Here is a 26,118-nt window from a genome sequence, read left to right as displayed (position 1 = left end):
CCATGGTCGCCACGTACTCCGAGCCCGCAGACGGTGACTGGTCGCCGCTGCGCAGCGCCCGCCTGAGCCGGCAGCGGCTCGTCGGCGAGCCGTTCGCCTCCCCGGTCGACGTGGTCGAGCGGCTCGGCGCGGTGCAGGCGCAGGAGTACGTCGACGCCGGGTGGGCGCTCTCGCAACGCAGCGAGGGCGCCCCGACGGCGGCCGAGGTCGAGGCGCTGGTGGCGGCCGGAGAGATCCTGCGCACCCACGTGCTGCGCCCGACCTGGCACTTCGTGCGTCCCGCGGATGCGCGCTGGATGCTGGAGCTCACCGGGCCACGCATCGTGCGCTCCTTGGCGTCGGCGTGGCGGGCGAACGGGCTCGACGACCCGCACGAGCGGGCCCGGATCCTCGACGCCGTCGGTGAGATCCTCGCCGACGGCGAGCACCTCACCCGCAAGCAGATCGCGGAGCGGCTCGAGGCGCGCGGCGTCGACACGACGAAACGCGCAGGCTTCCTCACCCTCGCCGCCGAGCTCGACCGGGTCGCGATCAGCGGTGCGCCGCAGGGCAAGCAGCAGACCTTCGCCGCCTTCGACGACCGGGTGCCGGCCGCCGACCCCGTCGACCACGACGAGGCGGTCGCCCGGCTGGCGGAGTGCTACCTCCGCGGCCACGGCCCGGCGACGCCGCACGACCTCTCCTGGTGGGGCGGCATCACGGTCGGCGACGCGCGGCGCGGGTACGAGGCGGCCGGCGCGGTCTCGTACGAGCGCGAGGGGCTGACGTACTGGGACCTGGAGGGTCTCGATACGGCCTCGCCTAGCGGCTCGGCCTACTCGACCAGCGTGGGGGGTCTCGATACGGCCTCGCCTAGCGGCTCGGCCTACTCGACCAGCGTGGAGGGTCTCGATACGGCCTCGCCTAGCGGCTCGGCCTACTCGACCAGCGTGGAGGGCTCGACCAGCCGGCTGCTGCCGCCGTACGACGAGTACCTCATCGCCTACAAGAACCGCCAGGCCGTCGACGCGAGCACGGACTACGTGCGCGAGCCGATCGAAGGCCTCTTCTTCTGGGGCCTCGCCGTCGACGAAGGGCGCGTCGTCGGCGGCTGGAAGTGGACGCGCCCCACCCGCAAGAACGATCCCGCGAGCGTCAGCCTGACGCTCCTCACCGACACGACCTCGGCCGTCCGCGACAGGTTCGCGGAGCAGGCCGACCGCTTCTCCCACTACCTCGACACCCGGGTCGAGCTGATCATGGAGGCACCACGATGACGACGACGGTGGACACCGCGTCACCCACGTACCACGAGAACCGCGAGGCGTTGCTCGAGAAGATCGACGACCTCGCCGAGCAGCACGCGAAGGCGCTCGCGGGAGGCGGTGAGAAGTACGTCGCCCGCCACCACAAGCGTGGGAAGCTGCTCGCGCGCGAGCGCATCGAGCTGCTGCTCGACGAAGGCGCGCCGTTCCTGGAGCTGTCCACGCTGGCCGCGTGGGGCACCGACTTCCCGGTCGGCGGCTCGCTGATCTCCGGCATCGGCGTCGTCGAGGGCGTCGAGTGCATGATCATCGCGAACGACCCGACGGTGAAGGGCGGCTCCAGCAACCCCCTCACCGTCAAGAAGGGCCTGCGCGCCGCGCAGATCGCCGCCGAGAACCGGCTCCCGACGATCAACCTCGTCGAGTCCGGCGGCGCCGACCTGCCGACGCAGAAGGACATCTTCATCCCCGGCGGCGCGACGTTCCGCAACATCACGCAGTCGAGCGCCGCGCGCGTACCGACCGTGGCGCTCGTCTTCGGCAACTCGACCGCCGGTGGCGCGTACGTCCCGGGCATGAGCGACTACGTCGTCATGGTCAAGGAGGGCGCCAAGGTCTTCCTCGGCGGCCCGCCGCTGGTGAAGATGGCCACCGGCGAGGAGTCCGACGACGAGTCGCTGGGCGGTGCGGAGATGCACGCCCGCGTCTCGGGTCTCGCCGACTACCTCGCGGTGGACGAGCGCGACGCGATCCGCCTCGGCCGCCAGATCGTGCGCCGCCTCAACTGGCGCAAGCAGGGTCCGACGCCGAAGGCGTCGTACGCCGAGCCGGCGTACGACCCCGAGGAGCTGCTCGGGATCGTCCCGAGCGACCTGAAGGTCCCGTTCGACCCGCGCGAGGTGATCGCGCGCATCGTGGACGGCCCGGAGGTCGACGGTGGGACGGGCTTCGACGAGTTCAAGCCGCTGTACGGGTCGTCGCTGGTCACGGGGTTCGCCCAGATCCACGGCTACCCGATCGGCATCCTGGCCAACGCGCAGGGCGTCCTGTTCAGCGAGGAGGCGCAGAAGGCGGCGCAGTTCATCCAGCTGGCCAACCAGACGGACACCCCGCTGCTGTTCCTCCACAACACCACCGGCTACATGGTGGGCGCGGAGTACGAGCAGGGCGGCATCATCAAGCACGGCGCGCAGATGATCAACGCGGTCTCCAACTCGACGGTGCCGCACATCTCGGTCGTCATGGGCGCCTCGTACGGTGCCGGGCACTACGGCATGAGCGGTCGTGCGTACGACCCGCGGTTCATGTTCAGCTGGCCCAACGCCAAGTCGGCCGTCATGGGTCCGGCTCAGCTGGCCGGCGTGATCTCGATCGTCGCCCGCGGAGCGGCCGAGGCCAAGGGCATGCCGTACGACGAGGACGGCGACAAGCAGATGCGCGCGTTCATCGAGAAGCAGATCGAGGAGCAGTCGCTGGCGTACTTCACGTCCGGGCTGCTGTACGACGACGGTGTCATCGACCCGCGCGACACGCGCACCGTGCTCGGCATCTGCCTGAGCGCGATCGCGAACGCCCCGATCGAAGGGGCCCGTGGCTACGGGGTGTTCCGGCTGTGACGGTTTCTACCAACGGAGAGAGCAAGATGATCCAGAAGGTGCTCGTCGCCAACCGCGGCGAGATCGCACGCCGTGTGTTCGCGACGTGCCGTGCGCTCGGCATCGCGACCGTGGCGGTGCACTCCGACGCCGACGCGGACGCGCCGTTCGTGACCGACGCCGACGCGGCCGTACGCCTCCCGGGCAACGCGCCCGCCGAGACGTACCTGCGTGGTGACCTCGTCATCGCGGCAGCGAAGGCCACCGGCGCCGACGCGATCCACCCCGGCTACGGCTTCCTCTCCGAGAACGCCGAGTTCGCCGCGGCCGTACGCGAGGCGGGCCTGGTCTGGATCGGTCCGGACCCCGAGGCGATCGAGGCGATGGGCTCGAAGGTCCGCTCCAAGGAGCTCATGGCCCAGGCCGGTGGGCCCGTGGCGGGCATGCTCGAGCCGGAGGCGATGACCGAGGCCGACCTGCCGCTGGTGGTGAAGGCGTCGTCCGGCGGCGGCGGGCGCGGCATGCGTGTCGTGCGCGAGCTGGACGCCCTTCCTGCGGCGCTCGAGCAGGCAGCGGCCGAGGCCGGCTCGGCGTTCGGTGACGCCACGGTGTTCGTGGAGCACTACCTCGAGCACGCGCGGCACGTCGAGGTCCAGGTGATGGCCGACGTCCACGGCACCTGCTGGGTCGTCGGCGACCGCGACTGCTCGCTGCAGCGCCGTCACCAGAAGGTCGTCGAGGAGGCGCCGGCGCCCGGCCTCTCCGAGGCCACCCGCACCACGCTGCACGACGCAGCGCGTGCCCTGGTCAAGCAGGTCGGCTACACCGGCGCCGGCACCGTCGAGTTCCTCGTCGCCGAGCGCGACGACCGCGATGCCCTGGTGTCGTTCCTGGAGATGAACACCCGCCTGCAGGTGGAGCACCCCGTGACCGAGGCCGTCACCGGGCTCGACCTGGTAGCGCTGCAGATCGCCGTCGCCGAGGGGCGGGCGCTGCACGAGGTCACCGGGCTCGCCGAGCCGCCGGTGTCACGGGGTCACGCGATCGAGGTCCGTCTCTACGCGGAGGACCCGGCCGACGGGTTCGCTCCCCAGACGGGCACCGTGCGGGCGTTCGAGGTGCCGGGCGCGACGACACGCTTCGGGACGCTCACGGGGCACGGGCTTCGTCTCGACTCCGGCATCGAGGGCGGCAGCGAGGTCGGCATCCACTACGACGCGATGCTCGCCAAGATCATCGCGTACGGGCCGGACCGCGCGACGGCGACGCGCGCGCTGCGCGGCGCGCTCGACCGGACGCGGATCCACGGCGTCGCGACCAACCTCGACCTGCTCCGCGGGATCCTCGGGGCGGGGGAGTTCTCCGACCCCGCCGCGCTGAGCACGCTGCTCCTGGAGGAGAAGCTCGCGGACTGGTCGCAGCCGCGCGGCGACGCTTCCGTCGTCCGCCGGTACGCGGTCGCCGCGGCGCTCGCCTCGGCCACCGCCGCGGCGCAGGGGGCGCGAGTGCTCTCGCGCATCCCCGCCGGCTTCCGCAACGTGCCGTCCCAGCCCCTCACCGCCTCGTACGCCGTCGGCGGCGAGGAGCTGACGGTCGCGTACGCGTCCCAGCGCGGCCGGCTCGTGCCGGTCGGCGAGGACGAGGCCACCACGGCGGCGAGCGTCGCTGCCGACCGGGTCGTCCTCGTCCACGACGGCGTGGAGGAGTCGTACGCGGTCACCCTCGGTGCGGGCTTCGTCGATGTCGACGGGCCGCAGGGTCCGCTGGACCTCGCGGTCGTCCCGCGTTTCGTCGACCCGGCCGACCAGGTGGCCGAGGGCTCGCTGCTGGCCCCGATGCCCGGATCCGTGGTGTCGGTGGCGGTCGAGCAGGGCCAGAGCGTGGCGAAGGGCGACGTCGTCCTCGTCCTCGAGGCCATGAAGATGCAGCACACCATCACCGCGCCGACCGACGGTGTCGTCGCCGAGCTCGCGGTCGCGGCCGGCAGCCAGGTCGAGTCCGGTGCCGTCCTCGCCGTGATCGAGGAAGCCGCCGCTCAGGAGAACGTCGAAGGAGACCCCGCATGACCACCACCGCATTCTCCGAGTCCGAGGAGCGTCAGGCCCTGCGCAAGGCGGTCCGCGACCTGGGACGCAAGTACGGCCGTGACTACTTCAACCGGGCCGCTGCCGAGGGTCGCAAGACCACCGAGCTCTGGGAGGAGGCCGGCAAGCTCGGCTACCTCGGTGTCGCCGTGCCCGAGGAGTACGGGGGCGGCGGCGGCGAGATCGGTGACCTCGCCGCGGTCTGCGAGGAGCTGGCCGCCACCGGCAGCCCGCTCCTGCTCATGGTCGTGTCGCCGGCGATCGTCGGCACGATCATCGCCCAGTACGGCACCGACGAGCAGAAGCAGCGCTGGCTGCCGGGCCTGGCCGACGGGACGAGCACGTTCGCGTTCTCGATCACCGAGCCCGACGCGGGCTCGAACTCGCACAAGATCATCACCACCGCCTACCGCGAGGAGGACGGCGGCTGGCGTCTGACCGGCGGCAAGACGTACATCTCCGGTGTCGACGAGGCGAGCCACGTCCTGGTCGTCGCGCGGACCGAGGACCACAAGACCGGCAACCTCAAGCCGGCGCTGTTCCTCGTGCCGACCGACACGCCGGGGTTCACGTACCAGGAGATCCCGATGGGGATCGTGAGCCCGGAGAAGCAGTTCACGCTGTTCTTCGACGACGTCGCCCTGCCGTACGACGCGCTCATCGGCAGCGAGGACGCCGGGATCGAACAGCTCTTCGCGGGCCTCAACCCCGAGCGCATCATGGCGGCTTCGTTCGCGACCGGCACGGCGCGGCTCGCGCTCGAGATCGCGACCGAGTACGCCAAGACCCGGCAGGTCTGGAAGGCGCCGATCGGTGCCCACCAGGCGGTCGCCCACCCGCTCGCGCAGACGCACATCGAGATCGAGCTCGCCCGCCTGATGACGCAGAAGGCCGCCGCGCTCTACGCGGCCGGTGACCACATGGGGGCAGGCGAAGCGGCGAACATGGCGAAGTACGCGGCCGGCGAGGTCGTGTGCAACGCCGTGGACCGGGCGATCCAGACGCATGGCGGCAACGGACTGGCGGAGGAGTACGGGCTGGTGCAGATGCTTGCGGCGTCGCGGCTGTCGCGCATCGCGCCGGTCAGCCGTGAGATGGTGCTCAACTTCATCGCGCAGTTCTCGCTCGGCCTGCCGAAGTCGTACTGATGCCCGCCCCGACCCGCACCCACGTCGAAGGAGTCACCGCATGACCGAGCTCGTCCGCCTCGAGGTCGCCGACCAGGTCGCCACGATCACACTCGACAGCCAGCACAACCGCAACGCCTTGTCGGCGCAGCTCGTGACCGAGCTCGTCGGCCACCTCGAGACCGCGGCGGCCGATCCCGACGCGCTCGTCGTCGTGATCGCCGCGGCCGGTCCGGTGTTCTGCTCCGGCGCCGATCTCTCCGAGGCGGCGGGCGGCGGGATGGTCGAGGGCGCGAAGGGGCTGGTCGCCCTCCAGCGCCTCATCGCCACCCTGTCCAAGCCGGTCGTGGTCCGCCTCCACGGGCCGGTCCGCGCAGGAGGGCTCGGGATCGTGGGTGCTGCCGACGTCGTCGTCTGCTCCGACGACGTGACGTTCGCCTTCACCGAGGTCCGCCTGGCGCTCGCGCCTGCGGTGATCTCGTTGACCGCGCTGGAGAGGATGACACCCCGTGCTGCGGCACGGACGTTCCTCACGGGCGCGAAGTTCACGGCGGCCCAGGCCGTCGAGTACGGGCTGGTCACCGAGGCGGTGGCGCCCGACGCGCTCGACGCGGCGCTCGGTCAGGTCCTCGACGAGCTCCGCAAGGCGTACCCGCAGGGCCTGCGCGAGACCAAGGCGCTCCTCAATGCCGACCTCGTGGCGCGGATCGACCGCCTCGGTGACGAGGTCGCGGAGCTGTCGGGCCGGCTCTTCGGCTCGGACGAGGCGCGCACGGCGATGCTGGCGTTCCTCAACCGCAAGAAGGGCTGACGCGCAAGCGCCCGTGGGCACGATCGGTCCCCCGTCCGGTCGTGCCCACGGGCCTTCTTGCTTCCCCCGGACCTGCAGCGTATCCGAACATCTGTACGAGCTGCAAGCGGCTAGGATCCCCCTGTGCCCGAGCTGAGCCGCCGTCGCGCCCTGGCTGCTCTCGGCCTGCCTCTGCTCGCCGGCCTGACCGGCTGTGTCGGACCGCGCTGGGACGCCGTCGACGGCGCCGAGCTCTCGGTCGCGACGGGCAACCCGGGCGGCGTCTTCGTCCGTTACGGCCGGGCGCTCGCGGCAGTGCTCGAGCGCGAGCTCGACGGCGCGCGCGTGCGGACACGTACGACGAACGCCTCCCTCGAGAACCTCCGCCTCGTCGCGGACGGCGCGTGCGACCTCGGGTTCTCGCTCGGCGACGCTGCGGCCCAGGCGGTCGTCCCGCCGACGTCCGCGGCGACGGCGCGCGCGTACGAGCTGGTCGCGCTCGCCCGGATGTACGACAGCTTCGTCCACCTGGTCGTCCGCGAGGACTCGCCTCACCGCGAGGTCGCGGACCTCGCGCGCGCTCGGATCGGTGTCGGTGCCGACGGCTCCGGGACGCAGGTGATCGCGACGCGCATCCTCGAGGTCCACGACGTCCGGGCGCCGGCTGCGACGTTCGTCGACACTGCGCTCGAGACGTCGGCAGAGGCGTTGCGGGCGGGTCGGCTGGACGCGTTCTTCTTCGTGAGTGGGCTCCCCAACCAGGCGATCGCGGCGCTGGCGCGCGACGTCCCGCTGCGGCTCCTCGAGCTCGGCGGCACCGTCGAGCCGATGGTCGCCGCGCACGGCCCGCAGTACGTCCGCGCGCCGATCCCGCCTTCGGCGTACGGCCTGCGCGACGCGGTGAGCACGCTCAGCGTCAAGAACTACCTGATCGCCAGCCCGGCGATGCCGGAGCCGCTGGCGTACGCCGTCACGCGGGTCGCGTTCGAGCGGCAGGACGAGATCGAGCGCCTCGAGCCCGGGGTAGGGCAGCCGACGCTCGGAGCGGCGATCTTCACGTCGCCGCTGGCTCTGCACCCCGGTGCGCTGCGCTACTACCGTGAGCGGAGCGGCTGAGCGTCATCGAGCGGGGTCGTCGGGAACGTCGGAGTCCAGGCCTGCGAGCAGGTCGACCGCGGCCCGCGTGTAGTCGCTGATCCACCGGTCGTGGATGCGTTTGATCGGGAGCGGGGCGAGCGCGAGCCGACGCTCCCTGCCCACCTTGCGCCCGGTGACCAGGGCGGCGCGCTCCAGCACGCGCAGGTGCTGCAGCACGGTGGTCCGGTCGAGGTCGGGGAGGAGCGCGCAGAGCTCGCCCGTGGTCCGGGTGTCCTCGCGGAGGAGGTCGAGCATCCTGCGTCGGGTCGGCGACGCGAGCGCCTTGAAGACGAGGTCGTCGTCCGTGGGGTTGTGGGCACCGGGCGACATGTTGTAAAAATATCACATGAACGACAGCGCCCTTCACGAGCTCCGGTTCACCGTGTCCGGTCACGTCGCGAGGCCGTGCGCCGAGGTGTACGAGGCGATCGCCGACCCGGAGCAGCTCTCTCGCTACTTCACGACGGGAGGTGCTCGCGGTCGGCTCGAGGCGGGCAGCACCGTCACCTGGGACTTCCACGACTTCCCGGGCGAGTTCCCTGTGGTGGTCGTCGAGGCCGACCCGCCGCGGCGGCTCGTGATCCGCTGGGACGGTCAGGAGTCGGCTGCCGACGACGGCAAGACCACCACCACCTTCACGCTCGACCCCGTCGACGGCGACACCCGCACGCTCGTGACGATCACCGAGTCGTCATGGCGAGCGACGGAGGCCGGCGCGGAGAACGCGTTCGGCAACTGCGCCGGATGGACGGGCATGCTCGCCGCGCTCAAGGTGTGGCTCGAGCACGGCATCAACCTGCGCGAGGGCTTCTACGCCTGACCTGGGGACGGGCGGCGGCACGGGTGGGGCAGCGTGACCCGCACCTCGAAGCCCCCATCAGGAGGTCCGGCGACGGAGAAGGTCCCCCCGACCCGTACGACGTGGGCGCGCACGATCGCCAGGCCGAGTCCGGTGCCCCGGACGTTCTGGTGCTGGGCGCTGCGGAAGAACCGCGATCCGACCTTCTCGAGGTCGTCGCCCCGGATCCCCTCGCCGTGGTCCCTGACCGCGACGGACACGCCGTCGAGAGGGCGGGCCACCGTCACCTCGACCGGCGAGCCGGGCGCGAACTTCGCCGCGTTGTCGAGCGCGGCGTCGAGGAAGACGTCGACGACCTCGTCGCTCGCGAGCGCGACCGCCTCCGCCGGAGCGTCGACGACGAGGCCGGGCAGGGCGGGCTCCCACATCCGGCAGCGCTCCCGGACGGCGACGACGAGGTCGACCTCCTTCACCGGCGGCGGATCGGCACCGACCTGCCCGAGGTCGAGCAGCGAGTCCACGATCCGGGTGAGCCGGTCCGTCTCGGCGAGCACGAGGTCGAGCTGGGCGGCGTCCTCCGGCGAGGCGTCGGCCGACAGCGTCTCGACCCGCAGGCGCAGCGCGGTCAGCGGGTTGCCGAGCTGGTGGGACGCGTCGGCGACGAGGTCGCTCTGCTGGCGCTGGGCGAGCTGGACGTGGTTGGCCATGTCGTTGAACGACGTCGCGAGCCGGCGCAGCTCGGGCGGCCCGGTGCTCTCCGGCACGCGGGTCGTGAGCTCGCCGTGAGCCACGCGGCGGGCGGCGTCGTCGAGATCGCCGACGGGACGCAAGATCCACCGCACGAGCGGGACGGCCACTCCCGCCGCCGCGGCCAGCAGCACCGCGAACCCGGCCGCGACGAGCAGGGCGAGCCGCATCGCGACGTCGTGGCGCGCCGCCGCCGTGGGCGTCTCCATGACCACGGCGCCCAGCACGTGGGCGTCGCGCCCGATCGGCGACGCGATCACGAACGTGTCGTCCGACCAGGGCCAGACGGGATCGGGCTTCTCGGCGCTGTTGCCGGCGAGTGCCCGTGCCACCGGCCGGGCGACCGTCCCTGGGTCGAGGTCGCCAGGCGACGTCGCGACCGTCTGGCGGTCGGCGTCGACCACGACGACGCGCGCGCCGTGCACCTCCTCGTACCGATCGAGCTCCGCGCGCAACGAGGCGACCGACCCCGTCTCGAGCGCGGTCCCGGCGACCACCGCGAAGCGGTTGACGTCGGCCTGCCGGGTGACGAACAGCTCCTGCGTGCGGTCCGACGCGTACGTGCCGATCAGCGGGACGATCATCGCCGCGAGCAGGGCCGACAGGGCGATCGTCGAGAGCGTGAGGAGGCGACGGCGCACGATCACCCCGGGGCGCGGAGGCGGTAGCCGGTCCCCCTGATGGTCTCGACGAGGTCGCCGTCGCCGAGCTTGGCGCGCAGGCTCGCGACGTGGACGTCGAGGGTCCGCGAACCGCCGACCCAGGTGGTCTGCCAGATCCGCTCCATCAGCTCCGCGCGCGTGACGACGTGGCCGGCGTTCTGCGCGAGGACGAGCAGCAGGGCGAACTCCTTCCTCGTGAGGTCGAGCAGCTCGCCGCCGTACGTCGCCCGCTGCTCCTGCGGCTCCAGCGCGAGAGCACCGACCCGAACCTCGCCCACGGCGACACCGCGACCGCTCCTCCGCATGACGGCATCGATCCGGGCGAGCAGCACCTGGGTGCTGTACGGCTTGGTGACGTAGTCGTCGACGCCGGCCTGCAGCGCCGCCACCACCGACGCCTCGGCGCGGCGTGCGGTGACCGCGATGATCGGGACCTCGCTCGCGGAACGGATCCGGCGCGCCAGCGCGAGGCCGTCGGAGTCCGGAAGCCCCATGTCCAGCAGGACGAGCGACGCCTGGGTGTGCTTGCGCCATCCCTCCTCGGCGTCAGCGGCGCGGTCGACGGCCAGACCGACCCGCTGAAGGGCTGCTCCGAGCGCACCAGCCACCGCGTCGTCGTCCTCGACGAGCAGCACGCGCACGAGGGTCCTCCCGGGGGTGTCCGTGCGGACGTCAAGCCTGTGTAAAGCCTCGAGCCCGCGTGCACGGGTGTGACGTGGCTCACGGTTACGTTACCCGTCATGCCCAGGGCAACCTCCGACACCCCGGTCGACCAGACCGACCTCGACCACCTCGCCGCCGAGTACGACGAGGAGCGCCCGTCCCGGCGACTGTCTCCTCGCTGGGAGCGCCTGATCACGCTCTGGTGCTTCGTGGTCGCGGTGTTCGTGCTGCGCCAGGTGTTCTTCCCTCTGCGGGAGGGCAACCAGTACTACCTCGTGGTGTTCCTGGGTGTCACTCTGCCGCTGGCGTTCCTCCTCTACCGCGGTCGCGCCCGACGGAGCAAGTACGGCCGCGACGACCCGGGTCCCGTCGACTGGGCGCTCGCGCTCGCGGCGCTCGTCGTCGGCCTCTACCCGGTCCTCCCGCTCCCGGAGTGGGAGCAAGGGGGAGGAGGGTTCTCCGCCTTCCTGGACCGGCAGGGCGCCCTCGGTGCGATCGACGTCGCGGCCGGCCTTCTCCTTCTGGTGCTCGTCCTCGAGGCGACCCGCCGTACGACCGGCTGGGTGCTGCCGATCGTCTGCGCGGTGTTCCTCGCGTACGCGTACTACGGCGGGCTGCTGCCGCTCTCGTGGGCGATCTCGCACCGCGGCGAGGACATCGACCAGATCGTCAACGCCCTCTACAACGAGGCGAGCGGCTTCTTCGGGGTGCCGCTGGACGTCGCCGCGACCTACATCGTGCTGTTCACGATCTACGGTGCTGTCCTCGACCGGATGGGGGCCGGGCGCTTCTTCGTGGAGTTCAGCTTCTCGCTGTTCCGGAAGTCGGGCACGGCGCCGGGGCGTACGGTCGCGACCTCGGGCTTCTTGTTAGGAACCGTATCCGGGTCGGGCACCGCCACCGCAGTGACGCTCGGGTCGTTCGCGTGGCCGATCCTCAAGCGGGCCGGCTACCCGCGCGAGGCGGCGGGCGGCATGCTCGCGGCCTCCGGCATCGGGGCGATCCTGTCTCCGCCGACCCTGGGTGCGGCCGCGTTCATCATCGCGGAGTACCTCGGCGTCTCGTACCTCCAGGTGCTCGGCTGGGCGCTCGTCCCCACCCTGCTCTACTACCTCGGCATCTTCCTCGCCGTCGAGATCGACGCTCGCCGGTTCGGAGCGCGTCGCGTCGACGTCGACGTGAACAGCCCGTGGGCGCTCCTCGGGCGGTTCGGCTACCACTTCGTCAGCCTGGGCGTCATCGTCGTCTTCCTCGCCATGGACGTCCCGCCGTTCAAGGCCGTCGTGTACGCGACCGGGGTCGCGGCCTTCTTCGGACTGCTGGAGGCGCTGCTGTCGCGTCGCCGCTTCGTCGGCGGCATCGACGAGCGGCCTGAGGACGCCGAGCGCCTGCCGCTGCGGGAGTCGCTGAGCGACTACGTGCACCGGCTGTACGTGGCGCTCGCGACGGGGATCCGCGCCGCGGTGCCCGTCATCGCGGTGTGCGCGGCGGCAGGTGTCATCACCTCCACGATCGCCAAGACCGGCCTCGGGCAGGTGCTCTCGTCGCTCCTCGTCGACGCCGCGGACGCCCTCGCGCCCAACGACGCGTCGCTCGTCGTGCTGAGCGCGTTGTTCTCGGCCGTCGCGATCATCGTCCTCGGGCTCGCCGTCCCGGTGACCGCGTCCTTCATCCTCAGCTGGATCATCATCGGCCCGGCGCTGATCAGCCTCGGTGCGGGCGGCCCCGAGGTCGCGATGTTCATCTTCTACTACGCCGTCCTGTCGGAGGTGTCGCCGCCGACCGCGCTGGCGGCGGTCGCCTCGGCGGCGATCACCGGCGGCAAGGTCATCCCGACGATGTGGCAGGCGTGCAAGTACACGCTGCCTGCCTTCCTCGCGCCGATGGCCTTCCTCATGACCGACAACGGCGAGCACCTGCTGGGTCAGGGCGCGCTGATCGACGTCGTGTGGACCACCGTCGTCGCCGGTCTTGCCGTCGCTGCGCTCGCCGTCGCGACCTCGGGCTGGATGTTCGGACCGACGCGGCGCCCGGAGCGGCTGCTCTGCATCCCCGCCGCTTTGCTCCTCCTCTACCTCGTCCCGCTCTCGATCGCGATCGGGCTCGCGCTCCTCGCCGCGGCGGTGGCGCTCCACGTCGTCGGCCGCCGTACGAACCCACCCACCACGACACCGTCCGCCACACCCACCACCCAGGAGTGAAGAACCCATGAGACAGACCCGTACGCTGCTCGCCGTCGGCGCGCTCACCGCCTCCCTCGCCCTCGCGGCGTGCGGGGGACAGCAGGACGACAACCAGTCCGGCGGCGACGCCGACAGCTGCGACGCCGGATCCGGACGCATCGGCATCGCGACCGGCAACTCGACCGGCGTCTACTACGTGGTCGGCGGTGGTCTCGCGAAGATCATCAGCGACGAGACCGACCTCAAGGCCACCGCGGCCGAGACCGGGGCGTCGGTGCAGAACGTGCAGCAGCTCGTCGCCGGCGACTACGACCTCGCATTCTCCCTCGCTGACACCGCCGCCGACGCGGTGGCGGGGACCGGCTCGTTCACGGAGAAGCAGGAGGTCTCCTCGATCGGGCGCATCTACCCCAACTACACGCAGGTCATCGTCCGTACCGACTCCGGCATCTCGTCGATCGCGGACTTCAAGGGCAAGCGGATCTCGACCGGCTCGCCGAAGTCGGGCACGGAGGTCATCGCCCAGCGGCTCATCGAGGCGGCCGGCCTGTCCCAGGAGGACGTGTCGGCGCAGCGCCTCGACCTCACCAAGACCGTCGACGGCATGAAGGACGGCTCGATCGACGGACTCGTGTGGTCCGGTGGCCTCCCGACGCCGGCCATCACCGACCTCTTCACGTCGATGGGCGACAAGGTGACGTTCCTCGACATCACGACCGAGCTCCCGGCCCTCCAGGAGATCAACCCCGTGTACGAGGAGGGCAGCATCCCGGCGGCGACGTACGAGCTCGACGCCGACGTGCCGACGGTCGTCGTCCCGAACGTCCTGCTCGCGCGCAACGACATGGCCGACAACGTGGCCTGCGCGCTGACGACGATCGTCTTCGAGGAGACCGACGCGTTGACCGCCGTGCACCCGGCGGCGAAGGACATCCGCCTCGAGGACGCCGCCTCGTCCGACCCGATCCCGGTCCACCCGGGCTCGCAGCGCGCGATCGACGACTTGCAGTAGCGGCGGCGGGCTCTTCGTCGGCCCCACGCAGCGTGCGTGCCCCACTGGTTGCTTCCAGTGGGGCACGCACTCTGCGGTGGGGTGCCGGTTTCGTGGTGTCCGTCACGCGGCTTCTCGTCGATCCCCATGTTTCCCGGGGATTTCCGACTCGTCCTGGATCTCAGATCGTGAGACGACTGGTCAGAATGCGGGATCGCGACGCAGTCTCGATGGCGGGCGAACATTCCGAAACCATCCATACGAGGAGCCATGATGTCTGAGCAGGTCCCCCAGGTCGCACCGCCGAAGTCCCGCAAGGGGGTGTGGATCGTCGCCGCCGTCGTCGCGCTCGCCGTGGCCGTCGGCGTCTTCTTCGCCGTACGTGGGGGAGACGACGCAGCCGCGGGGATGACCAAGGTCAAGCTCGGCGTGGTCGGAGCGAGCGACCCGTACTGGAAGACGTTCAAGGAGGAGGCTGCCAAGGAGGACATCGACGTCGAGGTCATCGACTTCGCCGACTACGCGCAGCCGAACCCGTCGGTCAGCGAGGGTGAGATCGACATCAACCAGTTCCAGCACATCATCTACCTCGCCGACTACAACGTGAAGAACGACGACGACCTCTACCCGATCGGGTCGACGGCGATCTACCCGCTCGGTCTCTACTCGCAGAAGGTCGACTCGGTCGAGGCGATCAAGGACGGCGACACGGTCGTCGTGCCCGACGACGACACCAACCAGGCGCGCGCCCTGCTGCTCCTTCAGTCGGCCGGTCTCATCTCGCTGAAGGACGGCGGCAGCCCGTTCTCCACGCTCAACGACGTCGAGGAGTCCTCGCGCGTCAAGGTCCAGGCGATCAAGGCCGACCTGACGCCGACCTCCCTGCCGGACGTCGCCGCGGCCGTCATCAACAACGACTTCGTCGAGAAGGCCGGTCTCACGTTCTCCGACGCGCTGGTCACGGATGACGCGAGCGACCCGAGCGCGCAGCCGTACGTCAACATCTTCGCGGTCCGCGCAGAGGACAAGGACAACGAGACCTACCTCAAGCTCGTCGAGATCTTCCAGAACAGCCAGCCCGTCATCGACGGTCTGCAGGAGGTCTCGGGTGACACGGCGGAGGTCGTCAAGCTGTCGGGCGACGAGCTCGCCGGCACGCTCGAGGACGTCCAGTCGAAGATCCGGGAGCAGTAGGTCCGCATGGCTCTCGTCGAGATGCGCGGCGTCTCGAAGGTCTTCCCCGCTGCGTCGCGTGACGGCTCGCCCGTCCATGCGATCGACGACGTCGATCTGGACGTCGAGGCGGGGGAGATCTACGGGATCGTCGGCTACTCCGGCGCCGGGAAGTCGACCCTGATCCGCCTGGTCAACGCGCTCGAGAGCGCGACGGCCGGGTCGATCAGGGTCGACGGCACGGAGATCACCGGGCTCCGTGAGCGGCAGCTGCAGAAGGTACGGCTGGGGATCGGCATGATCTTCCAGCAGTTCAACCTCCTGCGGTCGCGCACCGTCTACGGCAACGTGATCTATCCGCTCCAGGTCGCGGGGGTCGGCAAGGCGGAGGCGCACGCGCGGGTCGCCGAGCTGCTCCAGTTCGTCGGGCTCGCCGAGAAGGCGCACACCTACACCGACCAGCTCTCCGGTGGACAGAAGCAGCGTGTCGGCATCGCCCGTGCGCTCGCGACCTCACCCAAGCTGCTGCTCGCCGACGAGTCGACGAGCGCCCTGGACCCGGAGACGACGCAGGAGGTCCTCGGTCTGCTGCGTCGGGTCAACGAGGAGCTCGGCCTCACGATCATGGTCATCACCCACGAGATGGACGTCGTGAAGTCGATCGCCCACAAGGTCGCGGTGATGGAGGCCGGCCGGATCGTCGAGCGCGGTCCGGTGTTCGACGTGTTCTCCGACCCGCAGCAGCCGGTGACCCGTCGCTTCGTGTCGACGATCATCGACGACCTGCCCGACCCCGAGGCGCTGGGCGCGCTGCGCGAACGGCACCCCGGCCGCTTCGTGCGGCTCGCCTTCCGTGACGAGGGCGTGCGGCAGGCCGAGGTCTTCGCGGAGCTGATCGCGCGCGACGTGACGTTCGAGCTGGTCCACGGCGGGATGGAGGACATCGGCGGCCGTACGTTCGGCAACCTCACGCTGTCGCTGCGGGGCGCCGACACCGACGTCGACGCGGCGCTGCGCGCGATCGGCGCGCGTCTCGAGACGAGGGAGCTGCGATGAGCCCGTCGTTCGACCTCGCAGCCACCGAGGTGCTGGCGGCCGACACCCAGATGGGCGAGCTGTGGCCGTTGTTCTGGGAGGCGACGTGGCAGACGCTCTACATCGTCGCGATCGCGCTGACGCTCGGTGGGCTCATCGGGATGGGTCTCGGGCTCGCCCTGTACGTGACGCGTCCCTCGGGTCTCTACCCGAACCGCATCGTGAGCGTCGTCCTGAACGTGTTCGTGAACTTCTTCCGTCCGATCCCGTTCGTCATCCTCATCGCGGCGCTGCAGCCGATGGCGCGCCTGGTCGTCGGCATCGGGATCGGCAACAAGGCGATCATCTTCGCGATGACGTTCGCGGCGGCGTTCGGGATCTCGCGCATCGTCGAGCAGAACCTCGTCACCGTCGATCCCGGCGTCATCGAGGCGGCACGCTCGATGGGAGCGAGCCGGATGCGCATCGTGCGTACGGTGCTGGTCCCCGAGGCGCTCGGCCCGTTGATCCTCGGCTACACGTTCGCCTTCGTCGCGATCGTGGACATGTCGGCGATCGCCGGTGTCATCGGCGGCGGCGGGCTGGGCAACTTCGCCCTGCAGTACGGCTACCGCCAGTTCGACACGGTCGTCACCTGGACCGCGGTGATCATGATCGTGATCCTCGTCCAGGTCGTGCAGTTCGGCGGGAACGCGCTCGCCCGCCGCGTCCTGCGACGCTGACACGACGACGGCGACCCGCCCCGTCCTCGGGTGCGGGTCGCCGTCGCGTCGCCTACTTGCTGGGCTCGATGTCGCAGTCGATCTTCGGGTTCGCGCCGACGTAGTTGAGCGGGCCGGCGATGATCGTCACCGTGATCGTCCCGAGCTTGGCACAGGTCGCGTCCGAGCCCTTGAAGTAGCCGCGCTGGGCTGCAGCGAGGGCGCCGATCACGAGCCACACCACGACGATGACGGTGACGACTTGACGGGTGGAGGCTTTCCTGGACGTACGTACCACGAGGTCTCCCTTGGTCACGAGACCGCCGCGGGGTCGGCGGTCGAGTCCGACACACTAGCGACATCGGTCGCGCGTGCGCCAGATCGCGCGACTCAGCCGACGGGCTGGACGCTGCTGGGCACGGCGTGTGCGCCGCGCGCGTTCGGGTCGACCAGCGTGCGGTACGTGATCGTGATCCGGAACGCCTTAATGTCGTAGCGACTTCCTTCGAGCGCAGCCACGCCCCAGTAGAGCTCGTGGCGGTTGGTGAGGTACGCGCGCGCTCCTGCGGCCGAGAGCGAGAGCATCGTCCGCGTGCCCGAGCGGTGCGAGAGCCGGCGGTCCTTGCCGAGCGTGCCGTTCTTCTTCCTGCTGTAGCCGATGGCCCAGTTGCGCTTGCTCTTCGTGTGCCCGGCGCCAGTCACCTCGAGCTTCAGCGAACGGACGTCGTACGCCTCGGGCCACCACGCGCCGAACTGCGCCTCGACGAGGCCGGAGTACTTCCCGCCCTTGCACTTGTGGCGGCTCGCGATCCCCACCGACTTCTTCCATGCCTTGCCCTTGCGTGCGGGCGCGAACGTCTTGCCGCACTTGCCGGTGTAAACGCCCGTGGCGTACCTGCGCGGCGAGACCTTCTCGACCATCTTCCGGGTCACCAACCGCTTCGCCGAGACGGTGAGCGCCCGCGTGGGGCTGTAACCGACGAGCCCGTCGGAGTCGACGAAGCGCGAGCGCACCCGGTACGTCCCGGCGGGCGCGATCGAGCCGTTGCTGGTGCGCCCGGTCCATCGCGCAGACGAGCCGGCCGCGGACCACACCACGGTGCCTGCGGCGTTGAGCACCTGGATCGAGGCGTTGGCCCCGGTCTCCGTCACCGGGGCAGGGCCCGTGATGGTCACGGCGTCTCGGTAGCCGTCGGTCCACGGGAACACGCTGGTCGCGGAGACCGCCGGGGCCACGGTGGCGCGGGGCGCGACGAGGTTGACACGGACGTTCGACGTGTCGGCGAGCGGCGTCTCGCTCCCCGCGGCGCGAAGGGTGGCGACGTACGTGCCGTCCGGCACAGGCATGCCGGTGGCCGTCCGCGCGTCCCAGGTGGCGCTGGCCGCGCCCGGCAGGAGGTCTCCGAGGTCGGCGGAGGCCACGACTGTGGTGGTGCCGGTTCGACGGATCTCGAGCACCACGGCGTTCAACGCCTCGGGCAGGGTGAAGGAGAAGGTCACCGGGCCGCTCGTCGGCGTCACGACCGACGGGGTCGAGGGACCGGCATCGGCCGGTGACGCCGCCACGAACGGCATGAGGGCGAGCACGAGAGCAGGGGCGAGAGTGCGACGCATACGGGACCTCGGTCGGAGTCAGGCTCGCCGGGGTCGGCGTGCGCGCTCAGACTAGAGGGCGCCACAGCTCGCGCGAAACGCTGTTTTCCGAACCGTGACACGAGAAGGGGCGGACCCTGCCGAAGCAGGTGCCGCCCCTCCGCGTCGGCCGTGCGCGTCAGCGCTTCACGGTCACCACCTTCACGGCCGAGGTGCTCTTGCCGTAGCGGGCGTCACCGCTGTAGACGACCTTCACGCGCAGCTTCTTCGCGCTCGGCGCCGTGGACGAGACCTTCACCGTGCCCTTCTGGGCGGCGGCGAGGCGGACGCTCTTGACGGCCTTGTACGTCCCGCCGTCCTTCTTGACGTACACCGTCACCGTGCCGGTCGGCTGGGTCCCGGCGACAGCGCCGCGCACCTTCGTGCTGACCGTCAGCTTCTTGCCGCGCTTGACCGACGCCTTGGTCGAGACCGCCGTGGTGGTGGCCTTCTTGGCGACCTTGAGGGTCACCGTGGCGGTGCCGCTCGGCGCCACCTCGTCGGTCCCGAGGAAGGTCGCCCGGACCGCGTACGTCCCGGGGGCGAGCGTCGCCGGCAGGGTGAACGTCGCCTTGCCGCCCTTCGCCGTCACCTGTGCGGTCGCGGTGCCGTAGCGGATCTCGACCGGGCCGGAAGCCGAACCCTCGACCGCGACCGTGCCGCTGACCCGCGACCCGAAGGTGCTGGCCGTCGTCGACAGCGTCAGCGCGACGGTGGAGCTGCCCTTCTCGAGCGTCAGCGTCGTCGTCTCCGAGACCGACGCGTCGGTGGTCGCGGTGGCGGCGTACGAGGCCGTGAGCGCGTGCTTGCCGGCCTTGAGGCCGGCGAGCTCGAGCGTCGCGACACCGTCGACGACCTCGGCCGTGCCGAGCGTGGTCGAGCCGTCGGTGAACGTCACCGTCCCCGTGGTGGCGCCGGAGACCGTCGCCGTCAGGGTCACGGGCTGGCCGACCGCCGGCAGGGCCGGGTCGATCGTGAGCGCCGTCGTGGTGGTGCCGAGGACGGTGAGCTCGGTGGCCGCCGTACGCAGCGAGCCGGCGCCCTTCGCCGTCACCGAGACCGGACCGGTCTCGGCGTCCGCCGGCACGACCAGGTCGTACGAGACGAGTCCGGCGGTGTCGGCCACCGCGGACCCGACCGTGTCGTCTCCCAGGGTGACAGTGACCGACTCGCCGGCGCGGAAGCCGCCCGCGGTCAGCGTGGTGGTCTCGCCCGGTCCCGGCGTCGGGTCGCTCGCCTCCAGCTCTGCGGTGGTGCCGCGGGCCGCCAGCTCCGCGCACGGGTCGCCCGGCGTGCCGACGGCAGGTGCAGAGGTCGACGCGTCGTTGTCGTCCTCACGGACCGTCAGCCAGTCGAGCGCGCCGGTGCCCATGACACCGTTGCTGGTGTTCGTGACCGTGGCGCGGAACGTCACGGACGGGGACGCCGACGGGTCGGCGTCGCCGTACGTCGGGGCGGAGACGACCTTGCACACCTCGCCGGGCGCGAAGGTCACCTTCTGCATCGCGCGGCCGACCTTCGCTGTGGCGCTGGCCGTGCCGAGCACCGAGGCATAGGCGACCACGGGCTCGTCCGACGGACGGTCGAGGGTCACGGCGACGTCGACCGTGCCCGGCCCACGGCCCTCGTCGACGTTCTGCGCACCGACGTTGACCGACGAGCGGGTGACTGACTCCGGGTTGCCCAGCGTCGGCGACTCCAGCGCGAGATCGGAGAGGAAGACCGCCCCGGCCTCGGCCGTACCCGCCCCGAAGCGGACCTCACGCAGGTCCGTGAGGTCGAGGCCCAGGCCCTCCAGCGGCAGGTTCACCTGCTGGAGCACGATCTTGCCGAGCATGGCGGCACCCGTGCCGGTGCTGATCGGCATCCGCTGGAGCGCCAGCGGGTTGAGCTCCGAGACCTTCTTGGTGACGGAGGCGCCGGAGCCGTCGACGAGCGTGATCGCCATGTCGGTGCCCGTGGCCACGGACTCGCCCGCGGCGACCTTCAGCGCGAGGCGCTCGTACGAGGAGGCGTCGCGTGCCTCGCGCGGGACGGTGAGGCGGACCTCGCCGGTCGCGGTCGTCCACGAGAACGCACCCATCGGCGAGGCGGGGACGTCCTCGCTCCAGCGCATCGCGGCCCAGTGCGGCACCTGCGCGCTGGCGAGCGCGGTGGTTGCGCACCCGGGCAGCTTCTGCGAGACGGGACGGCCCGACTGGCTGGCGCAGACCGCGACCGTCGCGGTGCCGTACGGGCGCAGGTTGTTGCCCGCCTCGGTGAACGTCTCGATGTCGGTACGGGCCGACGGCGCCTGGACGGCGGTCGTGCGGATGTCCTTGCCGACGAGGCTGCCGGCGACGGCGCCCGTGCCGTCGAAGATCGGCAGCAGCTGCTCCTCCTCGCCCAGGGTGAGGCGGAAGAAGCCGGCGACGAGAGCGGTGCCCACGTCGTACTGCTCCGACGGCGACATGCGGATCGAGGTGCTTGCGACGGATTCGGCGGTGCCGCAGACCGGGTCGGTCGAGCGGCTCCAGTCGTCGGAGACCGAGTACGGGTAGACGCCCGGGGTCCAGACCGTGTTGAAGAAGTTGTGGTTGGCGCCCATCACCCACATCGCCGAGCGGAGCACGTCGTCGTCGAACGCGTAGCGCGAGTCGTCGAACATGTGCTGGCCCTGCTGGTTGGAGACGTCGCCGTCGCAGTACGGCAGCAACGTCATCATCGTGACGTCGGGGATCGTGAAACGGTTGAAGTCGACCGGCGCGAGCGGCAGCACGGACTTGATCGCCCACGGCTCGTCCAGCGCCGCGTTGAGCACGGCGGCGGAGGCGACGCCTTCACCACCGCGGGAGTGGCCCATGAGTCCGATGCTCGAGAAGTCGAAGCGGCCCTCGAGGTCCGCCGCGGTCAGCGCCGCCTCGTGCTCGGCGTCGAGCATCTCGTCGTCGGTCTCGGCCAGCGCCTGGTCGAGCGTGACGTCACGGTCGAGGTCGGCGTCGTACAGCGAGATCGCCTTGCCCTCGTTCGCGTCCTTGAGCAGCGACAGGGTGTCGAGCGTGAGCTGGCCGCGGGTCAGCTGGCCGTAGTCGATCGACAGCTGGTTGTCGTTGGCGTTGATCGCGTTGGCCGAGATCGACACGACCGCGTAGCCGTGGCTGGCCAGCGCGCGGGCGGCGTCGTCGTACCCCTGGTAGCTGGGGATCCGCACCTGGTTCGGGCCGCAGGGCCAGCGGTTCGGGTTGGCGGTGCCCTGCGAGCAGGAGGTGTGGCGGCCGTGCATGAAGATCACGACCGGGCGCGCTCCGCCCGTACGGGGCAGGTAGACCTTGCCGCGGACCTCGCCCCGGATGCCGCCGATCGAGGTGAGGTCGATGGCCTGGTCGCCGAAGTCGTAGATGTCCTCGTCCCACGCGTACGAGCCGCGCGACCCCGGGTCCTCGTCGATCGTGGCCTGCGCGTCGTCGAGGTCCGGTGCCGTCGCGGCGACGGCACCGCGTGCCTTCGCGGCGGCGTCGACGGCGGCGCTCTCGATGCTCGACCAGCCAGGCTCGAGCGACGTCGCGGTGAGGACGGAGGCGTCGGAGGTGACGGTGGTCAGTGTGGTGCCGTCGACCGACTCGGCCGCGAGGCCGATGCTGTGGCCGTCGGCCTCGATCGTCGGAGCGTCGGACTTCATCGGCAGGGGCTCGTCGAGCTCGACGGTCACTTGGTACGCGCCGCCGAGGTCGGTGACGGTGAACCCGTCACCGCTGCGGAGCGCGCCGTCGTCGGCCTGCGCGGCGAGCGGTGAGGCGGCGATGACGCTTGCGGTCAGACCCGCGGCGAGCAGGCCGTGCACCAGCCGCCGGGTAGTGGTTGTTCTCTTCACAAAGGACTCCAGCTCGGGCGTCTGTGAGGGCAGACGCTAAACCGCGGAGCACAGGTTCGGCTCCCGCGAAGGACGCTAAAATTCGTCGTCGCATGAATGAAGACGGCTGTGTGTCAAGAACGTAAATTCGGCCCTTTGTCCGGATCCGGCCACCGCGCCCGCGGCGGAGCGTTTCCCTCGGCACGAGCGCAACCCTGGCTGGCCCTCACCCCCCTCGGAAGACTGGCCGCCGTTGCTCCGGTCGACCTCTGAGGACTCTCCATGCGCCGCACCACCGCCACCCTGACCGCCGCTGTCGCCCTCCTGATGGCGAGCTGGCTGTCGGCCTGCGGTGGTGAGGGGGAGGCCGACGCGTACGAGCCGCTCAAGATCGGCTACCAGCGCTTCGGCGGCCTGAGCCTCGTCAAGGCGAAGGAGGCCGCACCCGACGCCGAGTGGTCCTTGTTCGAGAGCGGCCCGGCACTCACCGAGGCGCTCAAGGCCGGCGCCATCGACATCGGCCAGACCGGCGAGGCGCCGCCGATCTTCGCTGCGGCGGGCAAGACGGACTTCCGGATCGTCGCGACGTCGGCGCCCGTCCCCAAGGGGGAGGCCGTCCTGGTGAAGGAGAAGAGCGGCTTCACGTCCTTCACCGACCTCAAGGGCAAGACCGTGGCGCTCAACAAAGGCTCGAACGTCAACTGGCTGCTCGTGAAGCTGCTCGAGGCGAACGACATGACGATCGACGACATCGACGTCAAGTACCTCAAGCCCGCCGAGGCACGACCCGCCTTCGACAACGACCAGGTCGACGCGTGGATCATCTGGGACCCCTACTTCGCGCTCGCCGAGCAGCCCGGCGTGAAGGTGCTCGTCGACGCCACCGGGCTCGCGCACAACCGTGAGTACGTGCTGGTCACCCCGGAGGCGCTGGAGGAGAAGCCGGAGAAGGTGGAGGCGTTCCTGAAGGAGTACCGCGAGGTCACCGACTGGGGGATTGCCCACCCGCAGGAGCGAGCCACGCTCCTCGCGCCCGAGCTCAAGATCCCGCTCGACACGACCACGCGCGCCCTGGAGCGAAGCGCGCAGCCGCTCGCCGCGCTCACTCCCGAGATCGCTGCCGAGCTGCAGGAGATCGCCGACGGCTTCGCCGACCTCGAGCTGATCCCGGAGCCGGTCGACATCGCCGGCCGCGTCGACGACCGCTACTCGGACATCCTCGAGTGAGCGACGTACGGCTGGCTCCCGCCGCGACCGGTCCGCCGACGGCGACGAGCGCGCGCCCGCGGTCCGGCCGTCTCCGCTCCCGAGCGGACGTGCGGCTGCGCCGTGTCCGGCTGATGACGCCGGTGGTGCTTCTCGGCGCGTGGGAAGTCCTCGCCCGGGTGGGCGTCCTGTCACCGGACAAGCTGCCGCCACCCAGCGAGGTGCTCGCCGCCGGCTGGCGGCTGACGCAGGACGGGAGCCTCCCCGCCCACGTGTACGAGTCGCTGACCCGCGCGGTCGTCGGGCTGGCGATCGGGGGCGGGCTCGCGCTCGTCCTGGGCGCGTTCGCGGGACTGCTCCGCGTCGGCGACGCGTTGGTCGACCCCACCGTCCAGATGGCGCGCATGCTCCCGCACCTCGGCCTCGTCCCGCTGCTCATCATCTGGCTGGGCATCGGGGAGCCGCTCAAGATCACCCTGGTCGCTCTCGGCGCGTTCTTCCCGATCTACCTGAACCTCTACGCCGGCATCCGCAACATCGACGAACGCCTCGTCGAGGCGGCACGGACCTGCGGGTTGTCGGCGCTCGAGCGCGTCCGGCACGTGGTCGTCCCCGGCGCGATGCCGTCGCTGTTCCTCGGCGTGCGGCTCGCCTTCGCGGCAGGCTGGCTGAGCCTCGTGGTGGGGGAGCAGGTGAACACCGACTCGGGGCTCGGCTTCATGATGATGGAGGCACGCGAGTTCTCCCAGACCGAGATCGTGCTCCTCGGTCTCCTCTCGTACGCGGTGCTGGGGCTGCTGTCCGACATCGCGCTGCGCGCGGCAGAGAGGAGGGCGCTCTCGTGGCGACGCGGACTGCAGGCGTCGTAGCCGCGCGCGACGTGCGCCGGTCCTTCGGCGACACGGTCGTGCTCGACGGCATCGACCTCCACCTCGAGCGCGGCGAGGTCGTCGCGCTGCTCGGTGCGAGCGGCTCGGGCAAGAGCACCCTGCTACGGATCCTCGCCGGCCTCGACCACGAGGCGACGGGCGAGGTCGAGGTCTCGGCGTCGTCCGCCGTCGTCTTCCAGGAGCACCGGCTGCTCCCGTGGAAGCGGGTCGCGGGCAACGTCGCGCTCGGCGTACGAGGGGCCGACGTGGCCGGGCGGGTCTCGGCCGCGTTGGGCGAGGTCGGACTCGCCGATCGCGGGCGGGCGTGGCCGGGCGAGCTCTCCGGCGGTCAGTCGCAGCGCGTCGCGATCGCCCGCGCGCTCGTACGACGTCCCGAGCTGCTGCTGCTCGACGAGCCCTTCGGCGCGCTCGACGCCCTCAACCGGCTCAAGATGCAGCGACTGTTCCGTGAGCTCCAGTCGGCCCACGACTTCGCGGCGCTGCTGGTGACGCACGACGTCGACGAGGCCGTCCTCCTCGCCGACCGCCTCCTCGTGCTCGACGGGGGGCGGCTCGTCGAGGAGATCGTGGTGCCGATGCCGCACCCGCGTGCGGTCGACGATCCGCAGTTCGGTGCGCTGCGGCGTCGGCTCCTGGCGCTGCTCAACGTGCCCGTGGAGGCGTGACCGGCGCCTGCCCGGACGTCAGCTCGACGGTCAGCCCAGGCTGGTGAGCTTCGCCAGGAGGTACGGCTCGGTCCCCGCGAGGCCGACGGAGTAGAAGACGCAGACCTGGTCGTGCGACGTCCGTCCGGTGGCCGCGCCGTCCAGGACGGCGCCGAGCTCGTGGAGGTGGTCCTCGACGCGTGTCCCGACGACGGTGCTGGGCGGTTCCTGCTCCAGCGCCTGCGCAAGCGAGTCGGTGACCACCACGTCTGCGGCCTCGAGGAGGTCGATCCCGATCTCGTGACGGCCCATCTGCTTCGGGCCGAGGGTCGCGACGTACGCGCCGGGGGCCAGCCAGTCGTACGACAGCACCGGCTCGGTGCTCGGCGTCGCGCACACGACCAGGTCCGCTCCGTCGACGGCGTCGCGCGCCGAGCGGCTCGGAACGCAGGCGACGCCCAGCTGTTCGCGGGCGCGTCGGGCGAAGCCGTCGGCGTGGGCAGGGTCGCGGGTGAAGACGCGCACCTCCGCCAGGTCGCGTACGGCATCGATCGCCCACAGCTGCGTCCACGCCTGGGTGCCCGCCCCGATCAGCGCGAGACGCGAGGCGTCGGCCGTCGCGAGGACGTCGGCCGCGGCGCCACCGAGCGCGCCCGTGCGGCGAGGGCCGAGCTCGGCGCCGACGGCCATCGCGTGGACGCGGCCGAGCTCCGCGTCGTGGACCACCACGACCTGCTCACCGGCGACCAGCCCGAACGTGTCGTACGCCCGGTAGCCGTACCACCGGCCGTCCAGGTGGCCTGCCGTCACGACCAGCGAACCGGCCCCGATGTCGGCGCGGATGCGGGCGGGGGCGTGGAGCTGCCCGCGGTGCGCGGCGACGGCTGCGTCCTTCATCCACTGGACCGCGTCACGGGCACGCAAGGTCGCCAGCACGGCGGTGTCCGTCAGCAGCTCGACCATGGCTCCACCGTGGCAGAGTCGGT

22 protein-coding genes are annotated in these 26,118 nt (G+C 71.0%); 15 read left to right on the top strand and 7 right to left on the bottom strand.

The window, feature by feature from the left end:
• Positions 1-2: 2 nt before the first annotated feature.
• The 6 genes from NYZ95_RS10085 (at position 3) to NYZ95_RS10060 (ending at position 7,956) form a co-directional block, all read left to right on the top strand.
• Complete coding sequence (locus tag NYZ95_RS10085) at positions 3-1,256, top strand: winged helix DNA-binding domain-containing protein (protein ID WP_262851142.1); 1,254 nt, start codon at positions 3-5, stop codon at positions 1,254-1,256.
• The gene (locus NYZ95_RS10080; RefSeq protein ID WP_262851141.1) at positions 1,253-2,860 is read left to right on the top strand and encodes an acyl-CoA carboxylase subunit beta; all 1,608 of its coding nucleotides are present in this window, start codon (positions 1,253-1,255) and stop codon (positions 2,858-2,860) included. The genes NYZ95_RS10085 and NYZ95_RS10080 overlap by 4 nt, the downstream gene beginning before the upstream one ends.
• A gap of 26 nt (positions 2,861-2,886) precedes the next feature.
• Positions 2,887-4,905, top strand: a complete 2,019-nt coding sequence (locus NYZ95_RS10075; RefSeq protein WP_262851140.1) for an ATP-binding protein — start codon at positions 2,887-2,889, stop codon at positions 4,903-4,905.
• Positions 4,902-6,071: an acyl-CoA dehydrogenase family protein gene (locus tag NYZ95_RS10070; RefSeq protein WP_262851139.1), complete on the top strand. Its 1,170-nt coding sequence runs from the start codon at positions 4,902-4,904 to the stop codon at positions 6,069-6,071. Before NYZ95_RS10075 ends, NYZ95_RS10070 begins: the two co-directional genes overlap by 4 nt.
• Before the next feature lie 40 nt (positions 6,072-6,111).
• On the top strand, positions 6,112-6,861 hold the full coding sequence (locus NYZ95_RS10065) for an enoyl-CoA hydratase-related protein (protein WP_262851138.1): 750 nt from the start codon (positions 6,112-6,114) through the stop codon (positions 6,859-6,861).
• Between the two features lie 123 nt (positions 6,862-6,984).
• Positions 6,985-7,956 (top strand): TAXI family TRAP transporter solute-binding subunit, encoded by a 972-nt coding sequence (locus tag NYZ95_RS10060; RefSeq protein WP_262851137.1) that lies wholly within the window; start codon positions 6,985-6,987, stop codon positions 7,954-7,956.
• Between the two features lie 3 nt (positions 7,957-7,959).
• On the opposite strand, the gene NYZ95_RS10055 is transcribed toward NYZ95_RS10060, so the two are convergent.
• Positions 7,960-8,307, bottom strand: a complete 348-nt coding sequence (locus NYZ95_RS10055; RefSeq protein ID WP_262851136.1) for an ArsR/SmtB family transcription factor — start codon at positions 8,305-8,307, stop codon at positions 7,960-7,962.
• Positions 8,308-8,323: 16 nt separating this feature from the next.
• On the opposite strand from NYZ95_RS10055, the gene NYZ95_RS10050 reads away from it, so the two are divergent.
• A complete protein-coding gene (locus NYZ95_RS10050) occupies positions 8,324-8,797 on the top strand; it encodes an SRPBCC family protein (protein WP_262851135.1) in 474 nt (157 codons plus the stop codon).
• Here NYZ95_RS10050 and NYZ95_RS10045 read toward each other — a convergent pair.
• Entirely contained in the window at positions 8,788-10,164 is a 1,377-nt protein-coding gene (locus tag NYZ95_RS10045; protein WP_262851134.1) for a sensor histidine kinase, read from the bottom strand. The genes NYZ95_RS10050 and NYZ95_RS10045 overlap by 10 nt on opposite strands.
• A 2-nt stretch (positions 10,165-10,166) precedes the next feature.
• The gene (locus tag NYZ95_RS10040; RefSeq protein ID WP_262851133.1) at positions 10,167-10,820 is read right to left on the bottom strand and encodes a response regulator transcription factor; all 654 of its coding nucleotides are present in this window, start codon (positions 10,818-10,820) and stop codon (positions 10,167-10,169) included.
• Positions 10,821-10,925: 105 nt separating this feature from the next.
• Here NYZ95_RS10040 and NYZ95_RS10035 point away from each other — a divergent pair, with 105 nt between their 5' ends.
• The 5 genes from NYZ95_RS10035 (at position 10,926) to NYZ95_RS10015 (ending at position 16,952) form a co-directional block, all read left to right on the top strand.
• A complete protein-coding gene (locus NYZ95_RS10035) occupies positions 10,926-13,049 on the top strand; it encodes a TRAP transporter permease (protein ID WP_262851132.1) in 2,124 nt (707 codons plus the stop codon).
• Positions 13,050-13,056: 7 nt separating this feature from the next.
• On the top strand, positions 13,057-14,043 hold the full coding sequence (locus tag NYZ95_RS10030) for a TAXI family TRAP transporter solute-binding subunit (protein ID WP_262851131.1): 987 nt from the start codon (positions 13,057-13,059) through the stop codon (positions 14,041-14,043).
• 252 nt (positions 14,044-14,295) lie between these two features.
• Positions 14,296-15,216, top strand: coding sequence for a MetQ/NlpA family ABC transporter substrate-binding protein (locus NYZ95_RS10025; RefSeq protein ID WP_262851130.1), 921 nt, complete (start codon positions 14,296-14,298; stop codon positions 15,214-15,216).
• 6 nt (positions 15,217-15,222) lie between these two features.
• A complete protein-coding gene (locus NYZ95_RS10020; protein ID WP_262851129.1) occupies positions 15,223-16,251 on the top strand; it encodes a methionine ABC transporter ATP-binding protein in 1,029 nt (342 codons plus the stop codon).
• A gap of 50 nt (positions 16,252-16,301) precedes the next feature.
• Positions 16,302-16,952, top strand: a complete 651-nt coding sequence (locus NYZ95_RS10015; RefSeq protein ID WP_262851543.1) for a methionine ABC transporter permease — start codon at positions 16,302-16,304, stop codon at positions 16,950-16,952.
• Positions 16,953-17,004: 52 nt separating this feature from the next.
• On the opposite strand, the gene NYZ95_RS10010 is transcribed toward NYZ95_RS10015, so the two are convergent.
• The 3 genes from NYZ95_RS10010 to NYZ95_RS10000 all read right to left on the bottom strand — a co-directional run bounded on the left by NYZ95_RS10010 (position 17,005) and on the right by NYZ95_RS10000 (position 22,383).
• Positions 17,005-17,229, bottom strand: coding sequence for a hypothetical protein (locus tag NYZ95_RS10010; RefSeq protein WP_262851128.1), 225 nt, complete (start codon positions 17,227-17,229; stop codon positions 17,005-17,007).
• 92 nt (positions 17,230-17,321) lie between these two features.
• Positions 17,322-18,545 (bottom strand): FlgD immunoglobulin-like domain containing protein, encoded by a 1,224-nt coding sequence (locus NYZ95_RS10005; RefSeq protein ID WP_262851127.1) that lies wholly within the window; start codon positions 18,543-18,545, stop codon positions 17,322-17,324.
• 157 nt (positions 18,546-18,702) lie between these two features.
• Positions 18,703-22,383, bottom strand: coding sequence for an Ig-like domain-containing protein (locus NYZ95_RS10000; protein ID WP_262851126.1), 3,681 nt, complete (start codon positions 22,381-22,383; stop codon positions 18,703-18,705).
• Positions 22,384-22,674: 291 nt separating this feature from the next.
• Between NYZ95_RS10000 and NYZ95_RS09995 the strand changes: the two genes are divergently transcribed.
• The 3 genes from NYZ95_RS09995 to NYZ95_RS09985 are packed head-to-tail and all read left to right on the top strand — an operon-like array spanning position 22,675 to position 25,153.
• Positions 22,675-23,619, top strand: coding sequence for an aliphatic sulfonate ABC transporter substrate-binding protein (locus NYZ95_RS09995; RefSeq protein ID WP_262851125.1), 945 nt, complete (start codon positions 22,675-22,677; stop codon positions 23,617-23,619).
• Positions 23,616-24,467, top strand: a complete 852-nt coding sequence (locus tag NYZ95_RS09990; protein WP_262851124.1) for an ABC transporter permease — start codon at positions 23,616-23,618, stop codon at positions 24,465-24,467. The genes NYZ95_RS09995 and NYZ95_RS09990 overlap by 4 nt, the downstream gene beginning before the upstream one ends.
• Complete coding sequence (locus NYZ95_RS09985) at positions 24,440-25,153, top strand: ABC transporter ATP-binding protein (protein ID WP_262851123.1); 714 nt, start codon at positions 24,440-24,442, stop codon at positions 25,151-25,153. The genes NYZ95_RS09990 and NYZ95_RS09985 overlap by 28 nt, the downstream gene beginning before the upstream one ends.
• 30 nt (positions 25,154-25,183) lie before the next feature.
• Here the strand turns inward: NYZ95_RS09985 and NYZ95_RS09980 are convergent, their stop codons facing one another.
• Positions 25,184-26,095, bottom strand: coding sequence for an ornithine cyclodeaminase family protein (locus tag NYZ95_RS09980; RefSeq protein WP_262851122.1), 912 nt, complete (start codon positions 26,093-26,095; stop codon positions 25,184-25,186).
• Positions 26,096-26,118: the final 23 nt, after the last annotated feature.

It is taken from the genome of Mumia quercus (genome assembly GCF_025506335.1).
Taxonomy (GTDB): Bacteria; Actinomycetota; Actinomycetes; order Propionibacteriales; family Nocardioidaceae; genus Mumia; species Mumia quercus.
The sequence above is the reverse complement of the archived record's forward strand: the minus strand, read 5'-3'. Positions and strand labels throughout refer to the sequence as shown.

Excerpts from the sequence above, each read along its gene's own strand:
- NYZ95_RS10030 (WP_262851131.1), top strand. The coding sequence starts at position 13,057 with ATGAGACAGACCCGTACGCTGCTCGCCGTCGGCGCGCTCACCGCCTCC.
- NYZ95_RS10080 (WP_262851141.1), top strand. The coding sequence starts at position 1,253 with ATGACGACGACGGTGGACACCGCGTCACCCACGTACCACGAGAACCGC.
- NYZ95_RS10050 (WP_262851135.1), top strand. The coding sequence starts at position 8,324 with ATGAACGACAGCGCCCTTCACGAGCTCCGGTTCACCGTGTCCGGTCAC.
- NYZ95_RS10070 (WP_262851139.1), top strand. The coding sequence starts at position 4,902 with ATGACCACCACCGCATTCTCCGAGTCCGAGGAGCGTCAGGCCCTGCGC.
- NYZ95_RS10065 (WP_262851138.1), top strand. The coding sequence starts at position 6,112 with ATGACCGAGCTCGTCCGCCTCGAGGTCGCCGACCAGGTCGCCACGATC.
- NYZ95_RS10020 (WP_262851129.1), top strand. The coding sequence starts at position 15,223 with ATGGCTCTCGTCGAGATGCGCGGCGTCTCGAAGGTCTTCCCCGCTGCG.
- NYZ95_RS09995 (WP_262851125.1), top strand. The coding sequence starts at position 22,675 with ATGCGCCGCACCACCGCCACCCTGACCGCCGCTGTCGCCCTCCTGATG.
- NYZ95_RS10015 (WP_262851543.1), top strand. The coding sequence starts at position 16,302 with ATGGGCGAGCTGTGGCCGTTGTTCTGGGAGGCGACGTGGCAGACGCTC.
- NYZ95_RS10025 (WP_262851130.1), top strand. The coding sequence starts at position 14,296 with ATGTCTGAGCAGGTCCCCCAGGTCGCACCGCCGAAGTCCCGCAAGGGG.
- NYZ95_RS10075 (WP_262851140.1), top strand. The coding sequence starts at position 2,887 with ATGATCCAGAAGGTGCTCGTCGCCAACCGCGGCGAGATCGCACGCCGT.
- NYZ95_RS10085 (WP_262851142.1), top strand. The coding sequence starts at position 3 with ATGGTCGCCACGTACTCCGAGCCCGCAGACGGTGACTGGTCGCCGCTG.
- NYZ95_RS10005 (WP_262851127.1), bottom strand. The coding sequence starts at position 18,545 with ATGCGTCGCACTCTCGCCCCTGCTCTCGTGCTCGCCCTCATGCCGTTC.
- NYZ95_RS09980 (WP_262851122.1), bottom strand. The coding sequence starts at position 26,095 with ATGGTCGAGCTGCTGACGGACACCGCCGTGCTGGCGACCTTGCGTGCC.
- NYZ95_RS10055 (WP_262851136.1), bottom strand. The coding sequence starts at position 8,307 with ATGTCGCCCGGTGCCCACAACCCCACGGACGACGACCTCGTCTTCAAG.
- NYZ95_RS10035 (WP_262851132.1), top strand. The coding sequence starts at position 10,926 with ATGCCCAGGGCAACCTCCGACACCCCGGTCGACCAGACCGACCTCGAC.